General features: G+C 38.2%; 21 protein-coding genes. 7 read left to right on the forward strand and 14 right to left on the reverse strand.

The genetic code is table 11. The features are described from left to right. Positions 1-216: 216 nt before the first annotated feature. Positions 217-1092, reverse strand: coding sequence for a nucleotidyltransferase-like protein (locus COE25_RS00005; RefSeq protein WP_088085882.1), 876 nt, complete (start codon positions 1090-1092; stop codon positions 217-219). Positions 1093-1244: 152 nt separating this feature from the next. On the opposite strand from COE25_RS00005, the gene COE25_RS00010 reads away from it, so the two are divergent. Further along, positions 1245-1589, forward strand: coding sequence for a YgzB family protein (locus tag COE25_RS00010; RefSeq protein ID WP_088085881.1), 345 nt, complete (start codon positions 1245-1247; stop codon positions 1587-1589). Between the two features lie 112 nt (positions 1590-1701). On the opposite strand, the gene perR is transcribed toward COE25_RS00010, so the two are convergent. From perR to COE25_RS00045, 6 genes are all read right to left on the reverse strand, one after another. Continuing rightward, entirely contained in the window at positions 1702-2139 is a 438-nt protein-coding gene (perR, locus tag COE25_RS00015) for a peroxide-responsive transcriptional repressor PerR (RefSeq protein ID WP_098929891.1), read from the reverse strand. Between the two features lie 428 nt (positions 2140-2567). Continuing rightward, a complete protein-coding gene (bcp, locus tag COE25_RS00025) occupies positions 2568-3038 on the reverse strand; it encodes a thioredoxin-dependent thiol peroxidase (protein ID WP_098929893.1) in 471 nt (156 codons plus the stop codon). Positions 3039-3117: 79 nt separating this feature from the next. Further along, positions 3118-3516 carry an ion channel gene (locus COE25_RS00030; protein WP_098929924.1) on the reverse strand — a complete coding sequence of 133 codons (399 nt, stop codon included), beginning with the start codon at positions 3514-3516 and terminating at the stop codon, positions 3118-3120. A 71-nt stretch (positions 3517-3587) separates the two neighbouring features. Then, complete coding sequence (locus COE25_RS00035) at positions 3588-4373, reverse strand: ABC transporter permease (RefSeq protein WP_098929927.1); 786 nt, start codon at positions 4371-4373, stop codon at positions 3588-3590. 3 nt (positions 4374-4376) lie between these two features. Next, positions 4377-5168, reverse strand: coding sequence for an ABC transporter permease (locus COE25_RS00040; RefSeq protein WP_098929929.1), 792 nt, complete (start codon positions 5166-5168; stop codon positions 4377-4379). Next, entirely contained in the window at positions 5169-6176 is a 1008-nt protein-coding gene (locus COE25_RS00045) for an ABC transporter ATP-binding protein (RefSeq protein WP_088085875.1), read from the reverse strand. A gap of 159 nt (positions 6177-6335) precedes the next feature. Here COE25_RS00045 and COE25_RS00050 point away from each other — a divergent pair, with 159 nt between their 5' ends. From COE25_RS00050 to COE25_RS00060, 3 genes are all read left to right on the forward strand, one after another. Continuing rightward, complete coding sequence (locus tag COE25_RS00050; protein ID WP_098929931.1) at positions 6336-7631, forward strand: glutamate-1-semialdehyde 2,1-aminomutase; 1296 nt, start codon at positions 6336-6338, stop codon at positions 7629-7631. A 321-nt stretch (positions 7632-7952) separates the two neighbouring features. Then, a complete protein-coding gene (locus COE25_RS00055) occupies positions 7953-12422 on the forward strand; it encodes a glutamate synthase-related protein (RefSeq protein ID WP_098929933.1) in 4470 nt (1489 codons plus the stop codon). 229 nt (positions 12423-12651) lie between these two features. Next, complete coding sequence (locus COE25_RS00060) at positions 12652-13725, forward strand: FUSC family protein (protein ID WP_098929936.1); 1074 nt, start codon at positions 12652-12654, stop codon at positions 13723-13725. A gap of 14 nt (positions 13726-13739) precedes the next feature. Here the strand turns inward: COE25_RS00060 and COE25_RS00065 are convergent, their stop codons facing one another. The 5 genes from COE25_RS00065 to fabL all read right to left on the reverse strand — a co-directional run bounded on the left by COE25_RS00065 (position 13740) and on the right by fabL (position 17873). Next, complete coding sequence (locus COE25_RS00065; protein ID WP_098929938.1) at positions 13740-15506, reverse strand: ABC transporter ATP-binding protein; 1767 nt, start codon at positions 15504-15506, stop codon at positions 13740-13742. Between the two features lie 86 nt (positions 15507-15592). Beyond that, a complete protein-coding gene (ntdP, locus tag COE25_RS00070; protein ID WP_088085870.1) occupies positions 15593-16123 on the reverse strand; it encodes a nucleoside tri-diphosphate phosphatase in 531 nt (176 codons plus the stop codon). 203 nt (positions 16124-16326) lie between these two features. Next, a complete protein-coding gene (locus COE25_RS00075) occupies positions 16327-16584 on the reverse strand; it encodes a YgaB family protein (protein ID WP_098929940.1) in 258 nt (85 codons plus the stop codon). Positions 16585-16733: 149 nt separating this feature from the next. Further along, complete coding sequence (locus COE25_RS00080) at positions 16734-17048, reverse strand: gamma-type small acid-soluble spore protein (RefSeq protein ID WP_098929942.1); 315 nt, start codon at positions 17046-17048, stop codon at positions 16734-16736. A gap of 75 nt (positions 17049-17123) precedes the next feature. After that, a complete protein-coding gene (fabL, locus tag COE25_RS00085) occupies positions 17124-17873 on the reverse strand; it encodes an enoyl-[acyl-carrier-protein] reductase FabL (protein ID WP_088085867.1) in 750 nt (249 codons plus the stop codon). Between the two features lie 114 nt (positions 17874-17987). Here fabL and COE25_RS00090 point away from each other — a divergent pair, with 114 nt between their 5' ends. Next, positions 17988-18212 carry a hypothetical protein gene (locus COE25_RS00090; RefSeq protein ID WP_098929944.1) on the forward strand — a complete coding sequence of 75 codons (225 nt, stop codon included), beginning with the start codon at positions 17988-17990 and terminating at the stop codon, positions 18210-18212. Positions 18213-18239: 27 nt separating this feature from the next. On the opposite strand, the gene mutY is transcribed toward COE25_RS00090, so the two are convergent. After that, complete coding sequence (gene mutY / locus COE25_RS00095; RefSeq protein WP_098929946.1) at positions 18240-19340, reverse strand: A/G-specific adenine glycosylase; 1101 nt, start codon at positions 19338-19340, stop codon at positions 18240-18242. Positions 19341-19465: 125 nt separating this feature from the next. Between mutY and COE25_RS00100 the strand changes: the two genes are divergently transcribed. Continuing rightward, positions 19466-20446 (forward strand): metal-dependent hydrolase, encoded by a 981-nt coding sequence (locus tag COE25_RS00100; RefSeq protein WP_098929948.1) that lies wholly within the window; start codon positions 19466-19468, stop codon positions 20444-20446. A gap of 908 nt (positions 20447-21354) precedes the next feature. Here the strand turns inward: COE25_RS00100 and COE25_RS00105 are convergent. Beyond that, entirely contained in the window at positions 21355-21624 is a 270-nt protein-coding gene (locus COE25_RS00105; protein WP_088085863.1) for a YfhJ family protein, read from the reverse strand. Positions 21625-21751: 127 nt separating this feature from the next. Here COE25_RS00105 and COE25_RS00110 point away from each other — a divergent pair, with 127 nt between their 5' ends. Beyond that, entirely contained in the window at positions 21752-21928 is a 177-nt protein-coding gene (locus COE25_RS00110) for a small, acid-soluble spore protein K (protein WP_088085862.1), read from the forward strand. Positions 21929-21964 lie beyond the last annotated feature (36 nt).

Genomic DNA, 21964 nt, shown 5'->3' on the forward strand with positions numbered 1-21964 from the left:
TTTTGTTTGTTTGCACGATTTTGTTTGTTTAGTTTTCAAAGATCAATTTCTCATTCGCTCGTAAGCGACTTTAATAATATAACACAAAGTATTTGAAAGTGTCAATAACTTTTTTTAAAAACCGCCACTTACGAAAACATCATTTAGTTTGTTTCGCAGCGACGGTTATTAATATACCAAGTAACAACGAAAAGGTCAATAGGTTTTATTCCTTTTTTACGATAATTTTTTATTGAGTCGATAACCTCTATGAAAAACACCTTGGCCCTTCGTTTCAATATTAACTACATCTATCAAATGTTTATCAATTAAATATTCAAGAAGCACTCCCAAATCGACTGAGTATGGGATCAACTCTTCTTCACTCATAATTTCATTAAACATCCAAATTTCCTTACGACTAAGAATATCTAACAAATGGACTGTCCCAATATTTGTTCTCGAATGGATCATGAACTCGCTCGCAAGGAACAGCAGCTCAAGTCTTTTCTCAAGCGTTTCTTCGCTATAGACAAGTTCTTCGTATAGTTTATAAATTTCTGGTTCAATCTGTTTTACTTGATTCCAAACAGTCAGTTCTGGATGGAGTCCATTTTCTAATATGGCTAACCTGGCAAGATGGTGCAGCGAATGGACAACATAGTTGTATGCATCTAAAAACTGATGACCTTCAAACAAAGCTTTTCCATCCACATATCGCCGAATCAATTTGGCAAATTCTAAACCCATTTTTATTTTGCGTCCGTTAAAAGGAAATTCTCGCAATTCCGTTTTTAAATTGGCTACGTATTCGTTTCGATCAAAAATAATTTTTGCCTCATGAAGCCATTCAAATATTTTCCGATTCGATCCTAATAATAACCACTCTTGCAACTGCGCTTCTGTGATGATATGCATTGCTGCCTTTTTATCGTAGTAAGTATAGTGCTTAATGAATAGCGGCTGATCCGCTTCTTTGACAAGAACTAAAAGAATTTCATCAAATGAATCTGTTATGTGGCTTAACTTTTGTTTTTTTTGTACCATTAATACTCCAAGAGTATTTAATTGGCTCGCCCTTTCTTGATAAATAGGCCGAAGGATGTCTTCCATCTTCATTCCTCCATTTTTTTCAGGTAGCAATATAAGTTCGACAAGGAAAACAAATCTCCTTCTTTATCCAAAGACAAATTTCGACATTCTTCTACCTAGATTTTTCTTTTCTATTTATAAATATGGTATAGTTTTCTCTAGGAGGGAGTTAAATGGCAAAATATTCGAGTAAAATAAATAAAATTCGTACCTTTGCATTATCGTTAATTTTCATTGGTTTCATTGTTATGTATGGTGGTATCTTTTTTCGATCTTCACCACTTATTATGACCATTTTTATGATTTTGGGTCTTCTTTTTATTATTGCCAGTACTATTGTTTATTTTTGGATTGGAATGCTTTCTACAAAAACCATCCAAGTAAAATGTCCAAGCTGCGGTAAGCATACTAAAATGCTTGGTAGAGTGGATATGTGTATGTATTGTCGTGAGCCATTAACCCTTGACCCTAATTTAATAGGCAAGGAATTCGATGAGTCCTATAATAAAAAATCCTAAAAATAAAAAGAGGAAGAAGTAAACCAATCTGCAGAATAGCTGCCATGGATTACTTCTTCCTCTTTTATTTGCAGCAAAAGACTGATTTTTTAAAAATCAGCCGCCCTCCTATTTAATGCATCTCTTTACTTGCGCACTCTGGGCAAGAACCGTAAATTTCCATGCGATGATTCTCGACCTTAAAGCCGGTTACATGCGAAGCTAAGTGCTCCACTTCATCTAAGCCCGGATAAAGAAAGTCAACAATTTTCCCACACTTCTCACATATCACATGATAATGATGGGATGTTACAAAATCAAAACGGCTGGAGGCATCTCCAAAAGTTAATTCCTTCACTAGACCCACTTCACGAAATACTCGTAAATTATTGTAAACTGTCGCCACACTCATATTAGGGAATTTTCCCTCTAGAGCTTTATAAATATCATCTGCGGTAGGATGTGACATCGAGTTTATTAAATATTCAAGTATCGCATGACGCTGCGGAGTAATCCGTACCCCTGTTTCTTTTAAGGTATCCAACGCTTCTTTTAAATGATTCATCGCCATGCACCTTCTTTCTAAAAAGTATTCTTAGATTATAATTGTTATAATTAATTTTACTAAGTAATTTGTACTTTTGTCAATATTGTTATCTCATTAACGGGAAATGTTTATGGTGTAGCAAGCTCCGCCCCCACATAAAAAAGATTTGTTTGTATTTTATGATAAATATTATCAATTATTTCTTTCTCTTGAAAATTTTCATTATTAAATGACTCACCGCAAGTCCAAGCCTAGAACTTATTTCATGATAAATCCCATATATGCCTATTTAAATTGAAATTTAGAAATCCTTTTTATTTCCATAAAAAAAGGGGCCACTATGGACCCAAAGTTTATCTGAGGAGGTATGCCCTAATAAAATGATATTCAATCTAACGTTTCTTGCATTGGACAAATGCCTTTTCTGTACAAAATAGGCTTCAGTAAGCAGATCAGCTTAACTGTTCTCGTATGTAAGATAAAGCCTCTTCTACATGACCTTTAACTTTGACCTTTCTCCATTCTTTGACGAGTTTGCCTTCCTTATCAATAATAAAAGTAGATCTTTCTATACCCATGTATTCTTTCCCAAAGTTTTTCTTTAACTTCCAAACTCCAAATGCTTCCGCTAAAAGATGTTCCGTATCTGCAAGTAGCAAAAATGGTAAACCATATTTTTCTACAAATTTCTGATGGCGGTCAACCGGATCCGGACTGACTCCTAAAATCACGGCATTTACCTCAGTAAATTGTTGAATTTGATCCCGAAAATCACATGCTTCGGTTGTACAGCCTGGAGTCATGTCTTTTGGATAAAAATAAATAACAACATTTGTGCCCTGAAATTTTGAAAGATTTACTGTTTCTCCATTATTGGCTTCTAACTCAAAATTCGGTACTTTCATTCCGATTTCAACTGTCATCCCTACCACTCCTATTGTAAATTATTCCTTATCGTTAGCGTAGCAAAATCCTAACTGACAAAACAACTATCCTGCATCGCTAACTTACTTTTTCCCGATCAAAAACAACGCGGGCAACAAATGCAGCAGGTAGTGTATAACCGATCAACGCCTCTGTAACGGTAAGGATTCTTCCAATCCCATGTGGAATGACATCACCATTCCCAACTGAAAATAAGGTCATTGCACTAAAGTAAAAGCTTGTTTCAAAAATATTTTTGTTTTGATTATTTACCTCTATCAACAATGACATTCCGATTAACTCAAAAAGCAAATAAATAAGACCAAAACCAATAATGACAGTCAAATACACAGAACCTAAATACAAAAAATTATCAATTGATACCAATTTACCTTTTACGGTATTTGGAATAAAAAGCGTCCGTAAACTCATAAAGATGCAAAAGATGACGATTGGAAGCAAGAAAAAAAACACCACAGACCACCTCTATTTTAACATCTGGTATTTAATTTCTATGCACGCTTGACCAATAAAATATCAAATTCTAGTTAATTGCCCGCACCTCTGTATTTTTTTACCCCTTGATTCCATAGCATTACGGAAAGTACGAAAAAAACAACTCCCATCACAGGTGTTAAAAACGAATACCAAAACCATTCTTTTTTTCCAAGGAAAAAGGCAGCAGGATAAACACCAACAAAGGCAAATGGCATCACCCATGTTAGTACAAAACGAATTAGTTTATTATAGATATTAACTGGGTACCTGCCATAGTTGCTAATATTGTACATCATCGGCATAAGAGATGTACGCGCATCTGCCCAAAAGCTAATGCAGGCAATCATGATGAAAACTCCACCATAAACCAATGCCCCACCAAGGACAAAAACAATAAATAAGATTGGATCGAACCAATGGACTTCCAGTCCCAATCGACTCCCCGCATAAAACATAACAGCAAGTCCTGTTAATGCCCCTAACAATGATTCCAATTCAATTCGTTCAAGGATAATTTGAAAGAGACTGTGTATCGGCCTTGTTAAGATACGATCCAGCTCCCCCTTTACGATATAGCGCTCATTAAAATCCCAAATGTTAAAGAAGGCAGAAAAGACTGCGGAAGGTACTAGAAAAAATCCATAGATAAATATGATTTCATCCCTGTTCCAGCCATTTAACAAATTGGTATGTCCAAAGACGACCAAAATGAAAATAAGGTTTATTGCTTGTGATAGTAAATCAGAGAAAAACTCTACAAATATATCTGCTCGATATTGAAGTCTCGTTTTTAAATATTGAGATATATATTGAAAAAACATAGATATATAAAACAACTCTTACCCCCCTTGAATAATCAGTTGTTTCTTCGCCAAAATCCAAAGAATTTGGATTGGAAAAAATAATATGATTACCCAAACAAATTGTTGTGAAATTGCTTCAATTGCCTGGGTATGGGAAAAACCTTTAGTAACAATCATACTGGGAAAATAACTGATTCCTTGAAAGGGAAGAAATTTCATCACATCCTGTGCCCAGCCCGGAAAAAAACTAATCGGCAGTAGCAGCCCTGAAAATAAATCAATAACGACACGTTTTGCCCGAATTAGCCCAGAGTTATTATATAAGAAGAAAGTAGTAATCCCAGTTAATAAATTCAGTTCCGTATTAATAAAAAAACTTAACAGGATGGAGAGCGCAAACAATCCCCAGACACTTGGATCCCAGGTAAATTTAATAGGAAAGACGAAGTAAACAATGATCATTCCCGGTGCAGAAAAAAAGAATAACCTGAAAATCCCTTCTCCCAGACCTTGCATCGTTTTCATACCAAGATAATTATAGGGCCTGATTAATTCAATAGCCACTTTACCTTCCATAATTTCTAATGCCATTTCACGATCAAGATTGTTGAAGTAAAATGCTCGAGCCATCCAGGAGACCGCTACATATGTGGTCATCTGAGTGACAGATAAACCAACAATATGTTCCTTAGAACCATAGATCGCCGACCATAAAAAATAATATGCCCCAATGTTAATGCTATAGATTAGAATTCCTGTGTAATAATTGGTACGGTATGCAAGCATCATTAAAAAGCGGATTCTAATCATTTCAAGGTATTTCTCCACTTATACTGCACCCTTTTCATAAATATTTCGAATGATTTCTTCTGTAGATGTTTCGTTTATTTTAATATCTTTAATTTTAAATGCAGCTACTACTTTGGCAATTACTTGTGAAATAAGTTCATCATTATCTTCAAGTGTGGCGGTAAAGATTTGCTCTTTTTCGTCAAGGTCCCACTTAACAGGCATTCCGCTGGTGAGATTTTGCACGGCAGAAATTCCAACCTTCTCAAGAAACTGAAACTGAAGTTCTTTCCCTTCGCCCCATTTCTCCTGGAGATTCTTAAGCGCACCATCATAAATAACCTTACCTTCATCGAGCATAATCACCCGCTCGCATAATGCCTCAATATCGGTTAAATCGTGTGTGGTTAAGAGGATTGTCGTCTGATATTTCTCATTGATTTCTTTTAAAAAATCACGAATCTTCAACTTAACGAGTACATCTAAGCCGATCGTCGGTTCATCCAAAAACAATAGTGGCGGATTATGAATCAATGCAGCCGCAAGCTCACACCGCATTCTTTGGCCAAGAGATAATTTGCGCACAGGCTTATCTAAGAGCGGCTCGATATCTAATGTTTGTATCACATGATTCATGTGGCTGTTATAATCTGCATCTGATACCTTATACACCTTTTTCAAAAGGCGAAAGGATTCTTGAACAGCAATATCCCACCATAATTGCGAACGCTGTCCGAAAACAACTCCAATGGTTTGAACAAATCGTTCCCGTTCTTTATGAGGATTCATTCCATTTACTGTGATCTCCCCTGAAGAGGGCGTTAAAATTCCTGTAAGCATTTTAATCGTAGTTGATTTCCCGGCACCGTTTTCACCGATATAACCGACCATTTCACCCTTTTTCACTGTAAAATTAATATCATTTACAGCCGGAACAACTTTATAATTTCTTGTTAGTAAGTCCCGAAACGCCCCTTTTAAACCTGTCCTGCTGGAATATGACTTAAACTCTTTTCGTAAATTTTTGACTTCAATCACATTTTTCATTATTACCTCCCGAAACAATGCCCTAAAGAATTAGTTTAGCCAATTGAGGTTGATAAAACAACAATCAAGTACCCCATTAATTTTCGCAAAAGTGAAAACAGATTAAGTGAGTGAAGAAAAGTGATAAAATAGGTAAGAAGCACTTTAAGGAGGAAAAAAATGAAATTTATTAATTCAGAAAGATTACATAATGAAGCACTTGAACACATTGTTGGTGGAGTTAATAGCCCCTCACGTTCTTATAAAGCTGTTGGCGGAGGTGCTCCGGTTGTAATGGAGCGCGCACATGGTGCTTACTTTTGGGATGTCGACGGCAATCAATATATCGATTATCTCGCAGCATATGGGCCCATTATTACCGGTCATGCCCACCCACATATCACAGAGGCAATCAAACGTGCAGCAGAAAGCGGCGTCCTTTATGGTACACCAACACCTCATGAAGTGAAATTTGCGAAAATGTTAAAAGAAGCGATTCCTTCTATGGAAAAAGTTCGTTTCGTAAACTCAGGAACGGAAGGCGTGATGACAACGATCCGAGTTGCTCGTGCCTACACTGGAAGAGATAAAATTATTAAATTTGCAGGCTGTTATCACGGTCATTCAGACCTCGTCCTTGTTGCAGCAGGCTCGGGGCCATCTACATTAGGCACTCCAGATTCTGCGGGAGTTCCGAAAAGTATTGCTCAAGAAGTGATAACGGTACCTTTCAATGATATCGAACCATTTAAAGAGGCAATCGCTAAGTGGGGCGACCAAATCGCAGCAGTATTAGTGGAACCCATTGTCGGTAACTTTGGGATTGTAGAACCAAAGCCAGGTTTCTTGCAGGAAGTGAATGATATTACTCATGCAGCAGGCGCACTTGTGATTTATGATGAAGTCATCACGGCCTTCCGCTTTATGTACGGCGGTGCTCAAGATTTATTAGGCATCCAGCCAGATCTAACCGTGTTAGGTAAAATCATTGGTGGTGGTCTTCCCATTGGTGCCTACGGTGGCCGAAAAGAAATTATGGAAACCGTTGCACCGCTCGGACCCGCCTACCAGGCAGGGACAATGGCAGGAAATCCCGCTTCCATTCTTTCAGGTATCGCCTGTCTAGAGGTTTTAAAACAAGAAGGAATTTATGACTATTTAGACCGTTTAGGTGCGATGCTTGAAGCAGGAATTTTAGACGCAGCAAAGGAAAATAATATTCAAATTACCATTAATCGTTTGAAGGGTGCGTTAACTATTTATTTTACAAATGAAAAAATCGAAAACTATGTACAAGCTGAAAACACAAACGGTGAAACATTTGCAAAGTTCTTTAAACATATGCTCCATCAAGGAATAAACCTTGCTCCATCCAAATATGAAGCATGGTTCTTGACAATCGCTCATACTGAAGAAGATGTTGAAGCAACACTACATGCGGTAAGAAATGCATTTTTCTCACTTACTAACGAATAAATATGCACATTTTATGCACAAAAGGGAGTGGGAATCACTTCCTTTTTTTTATAAAATCATCTTGGAAACGCTTACAATAAGATGTTCCCTCATTTACCCTACACCATTTAACCACTATTTTCTTATCCAAATTACTGCATATTTATTTGATTTCTGAAAATTCTTATGATACTATTATATTATTATTTTTAGATATACTTTTTAACTTTATACCTCGTTAAAGTAACAACCGAAATCTAACTACAAACACTATATTCTCAAACTTTAAGTTTCATAGGAGGTGAAAGAGGCCTTAGCAGATATCTGCTAAAGCCTAATAAGATGACACAAAAATGGACCCCTTCCCTTTTCAAAGATTTCCATAAACAAGAACACGATGCCTGCGGGATTGTCGCATGCCTTGAAAAAACTAAGAGCCCAACTAGAAAAAATATCTTTGATTGTATAGACGCTCTTGTGACAATGAATCATCGCGCAGGTTTTATTAACGGTGAAGGCGATGGCGTTGGCATTCATACCGATATCCCTGTCGAGCTTTGGAAGGAAAAATTGCTTCAGGCTGGCCAGGAACCATCACTAGCTGAAAAAGAAGAATTTGCTGTTGGTCATGTTTTCATTAGTCAAAAGGTAAACTGGGAAACTACCAAACAAGAATTAATTAAGAAGTTGGAGAAATACGACTTTGATTTAATTTATGAAACTGATAAGGTTACGGACACTTCTGCACTTGGTCCCATTGCCATTCAGGAAAACCCTGTTTTTTGGCAATTTGCCTGTCTTTCCACAAAAAAAGGTCAGGAATTATCAAAAGCCCTTTTCGATGCATTAGTTGATTTAGAAACAAACGAGCATGTCCATGTGGCTTCACTAAGTCAGAACCATGTGGTTTATAAGGTAATGGGAGCTGGGGATATTCTTCCACGTTACTATTATGACCTTGCGAATCCACTTGTTGCTTCAACCATGACACTCGGACATAATCGCTATTCTACGAATACACTTTCAAGCTTTTTCCGGGTACAGCCGTTTAGTGTTCTCGGACATAATGGGGAGATTAATACCATTGCAAAGCTTCGTGATGAAGCAAAAATGATTGGTGTACCACTTGTCAAAGATGGCAGTGACTCCCAAGATTTAAGCCGTACAATGGAAACATTAATTTGCCGTGAAGGATTTTCATTATTTGAAGCAATGGATGTTTTATTCCCGCCAATTATCAATGAAATTAAGGCATACCCTGAAAATCTCCAAGATCTATATACCTATTTAAGGGAAGCATGGGGACACTTTGCCCAAGGACCTGCAGGTATTATTTCTAGATTTGGTGATGAAGCAGTATTTAGTGTGGATGCTCTTGGCCTTCGTCCGCTTTGGATGCTTGAAATTGATAGTTCTTATCTGTTTTCTTCAGAACCAGGAATCATTTCTTCAAGCGAATATACGAACGATCCGAAGCCTTTAGCACCAGGTGAAAAGGTTGGCTTTAAATGGAACGGTGAAACGTTAGAAGTATTTGAACAAGGTCGTTTTCAGAATGAGGTCTATACCCGTTTTTCTGAAAAGTTAAATTTCAGTGAGGTTAGGGTACGTTTGCTTCCTCCTTCATTAGGAAAGACAGTTACGATGAATTATCCTGACAAAATCCATAATGGACAATATAAAGCTTTTGGCTGGGAAAGAGATCATATCCAATTAATCGAACAAATGGCAGAAAAAGGTGTGGAACCAATTCGTTCACTTGGCCACGATGCCCCACTTGCTGCGCTTAACCCAGAGCGTAAAAATATTGCCGATTATTTTAAAGAAAGTGTTGCCGTTGTAACGAATCCTGCTATTGATAGAGACCGTGAAACAGAACACTTTTCCACACGTGTAATTATTGGTAAGCGTCCAACCCTATTCAATAAAGAAAATAGTGAAACTGTAATCGAACTTACAACTCCTCTATTATTGGAAGGAAAAGCTGGCTACAGCCTATCCGAAAGTTTAGATCAGCCGAGTTTTGATCAAGTTGTCCACCATTTTCAGGAACAAAAGTTAGTAACCTTTATATCTACGACCTTTAATAAAGAAGAGAAGTTAGAGCTTGCATTAGAAAGACTTGCAAATGAGGCAGTCCAAGCAGTTCAGGCTGGAAAAACATTACTTGTTCTTGATGATGCAAAAGCACACCAAGAAGATTCCTATTGGATTGACCCGCACTTAGTAACATCTGCGATTGATCAAGCACTAGTTAAGGCAGAAATAAGAAGGGATTGTTCTTTAGTTCTACGTTCTGGAGCTATACGATCACTTCATGACATTATCACTGCTTTTGGATTAGGTGCCGATTTAATTAGTCCTTATTACATGTTCTTAACGGTTCTAGACGAGACAACTAAGCCTTTAACCAATCTATATAGTGCTTTGACAAAAGGATTGGAAAAAGTAATTTCAACAATAGGCATTCACGAACTGAGAGGTTACGGTCGCCTTTTCTCAAGTATCGGATTACATGAGGAAATCGCTAGCCTATTAAACATCGTTAACTTTTTTGGCTCGAAGGAACTTGAGACTGATTTTGAAGCGATGAAGATGGATGCTTTGTCTAGAGCAGAAGATTACCATAATGAAAAGGAAAGAGTCGGAAAGACTTTCCATCTCTTCCCACGTATTTGGAAGGCCATTGGTGAAGTGGCTGCTACTGGTGACTACAGTAGTTATCGTGATAAAATCTCAGAACAAGAAACAGAGAATCCAACAACGATTCGCCATTTAGTTCAACTTAAAAAGAGTCATAAATCTCTCTCACCTGATGAGGTTAATCTTCGTGTTGGGGACCATGATTTACCGTTTCTTATTTCTTCGATGTCATTTGGTTCTCAGAATGAAACAGCATTCAGAGCTTATGCTGAAGGAGCAGACCGGTTAAACATGATTAGCCTAAATGGTGAAGGCGGAGAAATAAAAGATATGCTTGGCAAATATCCAAAAACAAGAGGTCAGCAGATTGCCTCTGGAAGATTTGGCGTAAATGCTGAACTACTTAACTCTTCGAATCTATTAGAAATCAAAATTGGGCAAGGCGCTAAGCCTGGTGAAGGCGGTCACTTACCAGGTTCAAAGGTAACTGCGAAGGTTGCAGAAGCACGTAATGCAACACTTGGTTCTGATTTGATCTCACCATCAAACAACCATGATATCTACTCAATTGAAGATTTAGCACAAATGATTCTTGAATTAAAAACGGCAAACGATCAAGCAAAAATTGCTGTTAAAGTTCCAGTTGTACCGAATATCGGAACGATTGCTGTCGGTATTGCCAAAGCTGGTGCAGACATTATCACCTTGAGCGGCTTCGATGGCGGTACTGGTGCTGCCAGAATACATGCCCTTCAGCATGTTGGTTTACCTGTAGAAATTGGTGTAAAAGCTGCACATAATGCCCTACTTGAAAGCGGCCTTCGCCATAAAGTAGAAATCTGGGCTGATGGTGGTATGAAGAGTGCCATGGACGTTATGAAGATCATGCTCCTTGGTGCAAACCGAGTTGGTTTCGGTACGCTTTCAATGCTGGCAATTGGTTGTACGACTTGCCGTGGTTGCCATTTAGACACCTGTCATGTTGGTATCGCGACACAAATTGAATCAGAAGCACAAGCAAAAGAGCATGGCTTACGACGTTTTGTTCCACGCCAATTAGAATTAGCAGTGCAGGGAATTATGAATCTCTTCACAGCCTTTGGGACAGAGTTGAAGACAATTGCAGCATCGGTTGGTATTCGCAATTTACAGGATGCTGTTGGACGTTCTGATTTATTAGAGCAAATGAAAGGCCAAGGCCAACTTAGCCTCTCCTATTTGTTAAAGCCGCTAGAAATTAGCCAATTTGCAAAAACAGAAGCATCTAAATCAATTGAAGAAGTTCAAATGCAGGTTGCAGTGGGTGCAGAGTATCTTGATGGCAGTGTCGATCAGTTACACTCATCTCGCGAATTTGCAAGTGTCACTTCGGAACAACGTGTGCTAGGAAGCCGTGTTTCATGTCACCGTGTTCGTGGAAGACTTGATGGTTCATACAAGCAACTTCCATCCGTACAACTTAAATATAAGGGTGGTTCCATTCCTGGAAATGGTTTGGGTGCTTATAATAGTGAAGGAATTGACATCACTGTGAATGGCGGAGGTCAGGACGGTGTCGGAAAGACTTCTTTTGGCGGAAATATCTATATCCTAAAATCCAAAGGTAAAGATGGCAATTATTACAACGGTTCCGTCGGAAAAGGGTTTGGATATGGTGCTCAAAAAGGGCTTCTTGTTGCACAAGGAAATGCCGACGCACGCGCAGGGATTAGACTTTCAGGTGCTGACTTAATTATTGGCGGTGCTGTTAAGAAGCCACTTCCAGAAAAAGAAGCAGGTAACATTGGTTCAAATGCTAATATTAAAGGTTTTGCCTTTGAATACATGACTAATGGCCGCGGCCTTGTACTGGGAGACCCAGGACCATGGATTTGTGCAGGAATGACGGGCGGGGTTATCTATATTCGCCAGCAGCCTGAGATGGGATTAACGAAAGAAGCCATTCAAAAAAGGATTGCAAAAGGAGCTAAGGTTTCAGTTGTTGATCTAGACGAAAAAGGCAAACAGGATATTAACGAACTATTAACCAAATATACTGACTTGCTTGAACAGAATGGTCAGGCTGACGAAGCTAATCAACTTCGTGTACTTTTAACTGATCTTGAAAATCAATTTGTGCAGGTTCTTCCTGTCAAAGAACAAGCTGATCCAGCTGTATCAACAGAATGATCAAGAATACTAATAGTAACGTCCGCTGCTCTAGCGGGCGTTTTTTTATATGACATTTTCCTGTAACAAATGAAATATAAATTCATATAATTTCTCTTGATAATATATGATAATCAATGTATAGTAACTTATTGCTAATTGAAAAAGCGTCAGTTCTGTTTTCGATGTAAAACTGTTACTTGGGGCTGCCATAAACTATATATTTATTTTTGAAAGGAAACTATTTGGAATGAAGTTAGGTGCCCGCATCTTAAAAACGGGAATTGCTATTGTGTTATCCCTTTACTTAGGTCAGTTATTACATTCACCCTCACCGGTATTCGCCGGCATTGCTGCCATATTTGCGATACAACCGACCATTTATCGCTCCTATTTAACAATCATTGAACAAATTCAAGGAAATATCATTGGTGCTTTACTTGCAGTGGTTTTTGTACTTCTGTTAGGAAATCATATTATTGTCATTGGCTTGGCTGCTATTATTGTGATTGGCATTAATTTAAAGCTTAAACTCGAAAATACGATTGGTTTATCACTTGTTACGTTAATATCCATAATGGAAACACCAGGTGGCGATTTCATACCATTTGCCGGGATCCGTTTTTCTACCATCATGATTGGGGTCTTTTCTGCATTTTTAGTCAATCTAGTATTTATGCCGCCAAAGTATGAAAATAAACTTTATTTTAGAATGACGAGCACAACAGAAGAAATTATTAGATGGATCCGTTTAAGCACCCGGCATGACTTCGATCATAATCTTCTCAAAACAGATATTGATAAATTAAAAGAGAATATCATTCAAATGGGCCAGTTCTACTGTATGTACAAAGAAGAACGCAGTTATTTTAAGAAAAATAGTCTGGAAAAATCCCGTAAGCTTGTTATTTATCGGCAAATGAATTCTGCAGCAAAAAAGGCACTTGATACTTTAAAAAGACTTCATCGTTTTGAGAATGAATTATTACACCTTCCAGAAAAATTCCAACAATCGATACAGGAACAATTAGACTGCCTAATTTACCATCATGAACAGCTCATGCTTAGATTTATTGGTAAAATTCCAAACCCTCCTGCCAATTCTGAAAATACGATCTGCTTAAATAAAAAGGAGTTATTTGATTTATTTTTACTCCACCAGCAAGAAATTACCGACCATGATAATCCACTTCATTATCATACCATGCAAATTGTTGCTTCGATTATTGATTACGGGGAACAGGTAGAACATCTTGATACACTGATTACAAGCTTCCATTCGTATCATCATAATGAAGTCTCGATCGACGAAGAAAGTATATAAAAAACCGAAGCAAATTACTCTGCTTCGGTTTCTTTTTGTTCTAACTGCTGCACTTGAAAAAGTTTATAATAATTTCTTTTCTTCTCCATCAACTCGTCATGTGTTCCGACTTCTACAATTTGACCATGTTCAATCAGGACAATTCGATTTGCGTGAGTAATCGTTGACAATCGGTGTGCAACAATAAAGGTAGTCCTATCCTTGGCTAACTCCTTGAGTGATTCTTGTATAGCATGCTCACTCTCTAAATCTAGTGCAGAGGTTGCTTCGTCAAGAATTAAGATAGGTGGATTTTTCAAAAAGACACGGGCAATCGCAACTCGTTGTTTCTGTCCTCCAGAAAGCTTAACCCCACGTTCGCCTACCTTGGTGTTATACCCTTCTGACAGGTTTAAGATAAACTCATCGGCATTGGCCGCTTTTGCAGCCTTGTATACCTCTTCAGCAGAAGCACCTGGCTTTCCTAATAAAATATTATCCATAACCGATTCACTAAATAAAATATTATCCTGAAAAACCACACCAATTTTGTCTCTCAGAGTTTGAACCTTAAATTGACGGATGTCTACCCCGTCTAAAGTGATGCTTCCTTCGGTCACGTCGTAAAAACGGGGAATCAGACTAACAAGTGTGGATTTCCCGCCGCCGCTCATTCCTACGAGCGCTATCGTTTCTCCCCTTTTTACATCTAAAGTAATATTTGTCAAAACCATTTCCTCTTTTTTTTCATAAGAAAAATAAACATTCTCAAACGAAATGTCCCCGTGTACCTCGCTGCATTCTCTTGCATTAGGTTTATCCACGATATCATACTTCTCATCCAAAAATTCAAATACCCGATCCATAGATGCAAACGATTGAGTAATAGTGGTGGAAGAATTAACTAACCTTCTTAATGGATTGTAAAGTTTATCAATATAGGCAAAAAACGCAACCATTGTCCCAAGTGATAGTTGACCTTGAATGACGAGGTAAGCAGAATAGCCAATGACTATTAATGGGGCAATGTCCGTAATCGTATTAACAGCCGAAAAGGCTTTCGCATTCCAGCTTGTATGCTGTAATGCCTTTTCTAAGAAGTTTTTATTCTGATTATCAAATTGGCCTTGTTCATAGTCTTCGATCGCAAAGCTCTTGATTACGGGCATCCCTTGCACCCGCTCATGTAAATAGGCCTGGACTTCGGCTAGGGCCTGTGAGCGCGAACGTGTTAATTTCCGTAAATTCCCAAAGAAAAATCTAATCGAGAAGGCGTAGAGTGGAAACAGCAAAATCGAAACAAACGTCAGCTTAACATTCATAGAAAACATAAGAATAATTGCAATAATAATTGTGGCTATATCCAGCCAAAGGTTCATTAATCCTGAAATGACAAATGTTTTCGTTTGCTCAACATCATTGATGACTCGTGATATAATTTCTCCAGCACGGGTATTTGAAAAATACCTAAAGCTTAACTTTTGGATATGTGTGTACATCGTATCCCGAATATCATATAATATTTTACTGGACGTCCACTGGGCAAAATATTGCCGATAATATTCGATTGGCGGCCTCACGATGACAAAGATTACTATCATTACACCCATAATTAACATCAGTTTATCCATTTTTTCACCGTGGGATAGGGTAGGACTTCCAACAATGTCATCAACAACATATTTAATCAGCATCGGAATCATTAGTGGAATGGAAAATTTGATTACTCCAATGATAATTGTCCCAATTACTTGCAAACGGTATGGTTTTACAAATTGAAGATACCTGCGAATACTGCTCAAATTGGTCCTCCTTTCGGAATCTTCTTTAATAAGCAAATAAAAACCTGTTGATCAAATCAACAGGCGCATATATTTCTAATTGCCATCTAACGTCTGTATGTTAAATAACGTTCGTACCAGATATCGATAAAATCTGGTGCAAAAGGGCCATTCCGCTGCCGAATCCATTGAATCAACTTGTCAACATTCCTTTTTAGGATTTGATCGATAGGTGCTGGATAATTCATTTCCCGGCGATGACGTTCATACTCATCCTCGTCTAATAAATTAAAGGTCATATCAGGAAACACCTTTATATCAAGGTCATAATCAATATACTTTAGTGCTTCGCCATCAAAGATAAATGGTGAACTGATATTACAGTAATAATAGATACCATCCTCACGGATCATTCCAATCACATTGAACCAATATTGTGAATGAAAATAACAAATAGCTGGTTCTCTTGTTATCCAGGTCCTGCCATCTGATTCTGTCACAAGTGTTCGGTCATTGCCTCCAATCACCAAATTTTGTGTCCCTTTTAAAACGGTTGTTTCTTCCCAGACGCGATGGATGTGCCCATTGTGCTTATAACTATGTATTTGCATTGGTTCACCTTCGATGGGTACGCCCATGTTTCTCCCCTACCTTCATTCCTGAACGCTTTGTAACCTATTCTTAACAATATATAAATAAATAATGACAAAAGGCAACAAAGTACAATTCCTATTTTCTATTATTATAACGGTTGGGAACAGATTTTAAAACAAAAGAGCCATATTTCGATGGCTCTTTGTAAAAATTTGCGAATTTTTTTAGATATTCTTGGTTTTTTCACCTAAAAAGATGCTGTTAGGTTCATTTCCCGATAGGAATTAATTACCTCTTCTGTCTGCTTTTCAAAAATGGTCTGGATCTCTTTCAATTCTTTTTTCATCAGTCGGATATCAGCTTGAACACTTTCAAGATCTGTAGCATCCTGCAATGTTTGTAGTTCTTCTTCGATTTGTTGACAACGTTCAAGTTCTCCTTGAAGGTATAGCAATTTTTCCATCGTCACCATTTGATCGGAAACTAATCGGTTAAAATGATCCATTTCCCTCACCGCCTTAATAGTTGTATCTAATATGTATTCTCGAACAGGACTAATTCTCCTTTGACAACATATGTAACCTTAAGAGAAGTTTTGTCGAAACAGAAAGAAGACACTCTATACGATTCTAGAGTGCCTTCTGCATACTATTATTAGCTTTGACCAAATTGGCCATTACCTTGGTTTTTACGTGCTTGAGATTGTTGGTTTTGTTGTCTTACTTCAGCAGCGTTAGTTTCGCTTGCAAATTCAGTTCCGAATGAGCCTTGGGACCCTTGAGAGCCTTGAGCTGAAGCAGATTGAGCATTTTGTTTTTTTACTTCAGCAGCATTTGTCATGCTCGCAAATTCAGTTCCAAATTGACCTGCAGACCCAGAAGCTGATTGAGATTGAGCGTTTTGTTGTTTTACTTCCTGGATGTTAGTTCCAGCTGAAGTTTTGTTTGGCTGTTGATTGAAGTTTGCCATTGATATCACCTCCACGAATATAATGTAACCATGCTTCGTGGAGATTATCCGCAAAAAATATTATTTAAAAATAATTTAAACAAGTAATGAAATTCCACCATCAATAATAATAGTCTGTCCCCTTATCATGCTTGAATCATCAGATAAAAGGAACATTACACAGTTAACCATGTCATCAATTTCGACCATTCTTCCAGCAGGAGTCTTTTCTTTTGCTTCTTGTAAAAGTTCTTCACGGTTTGGAAAATGCTTTAATGCTTCCGTATCGACAGCGCCGCCTGAGACCGCATTTACAACAATATTTTTCGGAGCTAACTCAACTGCCAAATATCTTGTCAAAGCCTCAAGCGCTGCTTTAGAGACTCCTACGACCGTGTAATTTTCTAAATAGCGGATCGAACCGAGAGAGCTGATGCTGACAATTTTCCCCCCGCCATTTCTTTCCATCAATTTTGCTGCTTCCTGTGCACAGAATAACAAGGCTTTACTATTTATGTTTAAGGTCCAATCCCAGTGGGATTCTTCTAACTCCATTACTGGACGCTGAACTCCTGATGCTGCATTATTGACAAACACATCCAGGCGGCCAAATTCTGCCTCAATTTGCACGAACATTTCTTTAATTTTAGCAACATCGCCAACATTTGCTTTTACAATTAATGCCTTTCTCCCTAATGCCTCAATTTGCTCGGCAGTCTCTAGAGCACCCTTTTTACTTCTTGCATAATTGATAACAATATCATATCCTGCTTCTGCCAAACGTAATGCTGTTGCCTTACCGATTCCCCTGCTGCTTCCTGTAATGAGTGCTACTTTCTGAGTCATCTAACTATTCCCTTCTATATTCAAGTATTGTTATCATTTTAACTTTTCCAGGAATAGAAGACAATTATTATAAAACACTAAGGAATAAATAACCTATGAAAGGAAGTAGAAAATATGTATGTTGGACGGGATATGACAGAGCTTTCAATGTTGGCTAAATCTGATTGGGAAAACAGTGAGCTTGCTTTTTTTCATCACTCATTTCAGCAAATTACTCCATATTTAAATAGCGAAGGACAAACGATTCACCGCGAGATTATTGAAGAAATTGAGAATCGCGGCGGAATCAATCGTCAAGAAGCAGATTATACACATGGAACAAAAACGGTTTATGATTGAAAAATGAACGCCGCTTGAATAAGGCGTTCATTCCTTTTGGTGTTCGTGAAATATTTTGAGCATCTTCTGAGAGGATACAGGGAAAGCAAATTGTTTCATTTCTTCGAATGAAACAAGTTTCCATTCTTCACTTTCTTGAAAAACAGAATTTAACGTACCTGAATATACTTTAATATTCCAGACCAAGTGCGAAAAAGTGTGTTCAAGTTGCCCAATAATTCGCTCGAGTTTTATGTTTATCTCAAGTGAATGGTGAAATAGGTCCGCTACCTGCTCCCGTTCATTTTGTAAGGGGTGATGGATCTCAACATTAGGGAATTCCCATAAATTTGCGAGCAGTCCAGTTGCCGGCCTCTTGTGAATTAATACCTTCCCATTTCCATCCAAAAGGATAGCAGAAGCAAGTTGAACGTTTCGTGTCTTGGTTTTTTTAGTTTTTATTGGAAGTTCATTTTGAACTCCCTCATCAAAAGCTTGGCAATGTTCTCGAACTGGACATAATAAGCACGAAGGAGAAGTGGGTGTACAAATTAACGCTCCCAATTCCATTAATGCTTGGTTGAAAGAGGAAGGGTCTTCATGTGAAATTAACTGTCGCACTGCTTTTTCAAAAATCTTCCGCGAAGATGATTTGGCAATATCCTCCCAGATGGAAAGGACTCTTGAAATAACCCTCATCACGTTTCCATCCACAGCCGGCTCTGGAATTCCATAAGCAATACTTAAAATCGCACCAGCTGTATAAGGTCCCACCCCTTTTAGTTCAGCTATCTTTTCTGGGGTATTTGGCACCTCACCGCTATACTTCTCGCTTACTTCCTTAACAGCTGATTGCAAATTTCGAACCCTTGAATAATATCCCAGCCCTTCCCAGGCCTTTAGCACTTTATCCTCCTCTGCCTCGGCAAGGTCTTCAATCGTGGGAAACCATTCAATAAAGCGATTAAAATAGGGGATTACTGTATCAACTCTAGTTTGTTGGAGCATTATTTCTGAGACCCATATTTTGTATGGATCTTGGTCTTTTCGCCAAGGCAAGTCCCGTTGTTCTCGTTTAAACCAGGATATTAAATCATTTTGAAAAGCAGATATATTGATTTTTTCTATATTCTTTAGTTCAATTATCATAACTTTTGTTCCTCCAGATGTTGTTAACATGTATGAAAAAAGGCAATATAATAAGTAATGTATTTGTTTTACGATAATTCAATTTGTTTAGTTTTACAAGAACTATATTGAAGGAGGATTTCCTTTTGGATACAGGAACTCATGTTGTCATGGGTATTGCTCTTGGTGGTCTTGCTACACTTGATCCCGCAGTAATTAGCAGCCACGCGACCACGACGAGTGTTTTAATTGCAACAATTGCTGGGTCGCAAATACCTGATATAGATACCGTTTTGAAGCTAAGAAATAATGCCATATACATTCGAAATCATCGCGGGATTACCCACTCTATCCCCGCTGTAATAATGTGGCCGCTTGTACTGTTAGCCGTTATCTATCCGTTTTTTCCTGATGCCAATCTTTTTCATTTATGGGCTTGGACATTTGCAGCTGTTTTTATCCATGTATTTGTTGATATATTTAACGCATACGGCACACAGGCTCTAAGACCTTTCTCTACAAAATGGGTCGCTCTAGGGGTTATAAATACGTTTGACCCGATTATCTTTGGGATCCATATCCTTGGAATCGTTATTTGGGTATTAGGAGCAAATCCAGGTTATACCTTTTTGATAATGTATGCAGTCATTATAGCTTACTATCTTGCTCGTTTTAGGGCGAAAAAAAGGGTATTGGTTGAGGTAAAAAGAATGATTCCCGATGCAACAGAAATAATTATTGCACCAACCATGAGATTTCATCAATGGAGAATTGCTGCCATGAACAAGAAACAATTTTTTGTGGGAAAAGCAGTAAATAAAAAAGTTGAAATCTTAGACCATTTTAATCGAATACCCGTTCCGAATACACCCGTAATCGAGGCAGCAAAAAAGGATAAAAACCTTTCAGCATTTTTATCCTTTTCACCAGTCTATCGCTGGGAAGTCGATGAATTTATTGATTTTTACGAAGTTCGCTTCATTGATTTACGCTATCGGAGCAATGGACACTATCCATTTGTGGCCGTTGTTCAATTAGATTGTAACTTAGTTCCAATTAGCTCCTATACGGGGTGGGTGTTTAGTGAGAAGAAATTAAGAAAGAAATTAAGTATAATTCCTAGTTAAAAAGCGGTGACTTTTCCACTCCAGGCTGTCGAAAAACTTTCGATAGCCTTTTTATTAATCCACTTTCTTTAACAATCCACCGCATTAAATCGTTATAATATTATATAGTATATATTGGTTTTTCGACATGTCTGTTGATTGGTCTCCAGGCACTTCGCTTTCCGCGGGCGTGCCGGGGAGCCTCCTCGTCGCTTCGCTCCTGCGGGGTCTCCCCTGCACCGCACTCCCGCAGGAGTCTTCGTGCCTTCCATTCCAATCAACAGAGTGTAATATTCATTTAAGCCCCTCAACTCATAATAAAATTAAGAATAAGCGATGAAGTCAATGTTTAAGCCAAAAGAGTCCAGGTCAATAAAAAGGGGTTATATAGCCTGTTCCCGTTAAAAATCACTGGCGAGGTCAATAAGAAGGGGTTATAAATCCCGTTTCCGTTAAAAAATCATTGGCGAGGTCGATAAGAAAGGGTTATAAAGCCTGTTTTCTTTAAAAAATCACTGGCGAGGTCGATAAGAAGGGGTTATAAAGCCTATTCTCGTTAAAAAATCACTGGCGAAGTCAATAAGAAGGGGTTATTCTGCGACCTGCCAAAATAAAAAAGATTTCAAAACAAGTACGGCTAGAAGAAGTATGTTGCAATGCTTTAGGTTGATTTACCTCCTTGTTGATTAGAGCGGAGGGCACTCGACTCTTGCGGGATAGAGAGGTTACGGGAGACCCCGCAGGCGCCAAAGCGCCGAGGAGGCTCCCGGACCTCCCCGCGGAAAGCGGGTGCCCGGAGCGGAAATCAACAGACCATTTCAAAGACAATCAACTCATAAAAAATCAGTAATTTAGTTTAGACAAAATAAAAAATTGCCGAGAAAAATATCCTTTCTCAACAATCTGCGGTGACTTTGTCACTCGCTTTTTTAGTTTACGCTATTTTTATCCTGATTTAAATAATCCTTGTATTTTGGGTTTGTTGCTGCAAATTCATGCAGTTTATCACCGTAGTTTTCTATCCATTGCTTGACAATTCTTTCTGCTACTTCACTGCCCATATATTCCCTGCCTGCTTTTGCATAAGTGGTTTCAAAATCATCCCAAAGAAGTTCAACCCAGGTTCGTGCCTGATTATAGGAGAGTTGATCGTTTTTAGCTAAAAGCAGTTTTGTCAATCTTTCATGATAATCGTTCATTTATCCACCTCATTGCCAATTTCTTTTAACATAACCTATTTTAAAAAAGCAGATACTATCTTTACGTGGTAAGCATTGAGAATGCTTTGCTTTTCACGTGTTCTCATTCCATTAATGGAGGTCCAGCATGAGAAATAAAGCAACGAATTTCCCAAATCAAAATAATAACAAGTTCGAGGGAGAGCCAAGAGCAAAAGCAGAATATGCTTCAAAAAGAGCAGATGGCACGATTAATACCCATCCACAAGAGCGGATGCGTGCTTCAGGTGAGCGCGATGATGAGTCGCCACAGGTTTATAAATAAACCTTCCGATCTGTAAAAACAAGACAAGCCAGAGGT

The organism is Bacillus sp. AFS031507, assembly GCF_002584635.1.
Lineage (GTDB): Bacteria > Bacillota > Bacilli > Bacillales > Cytobacillaceae > Neobacillus.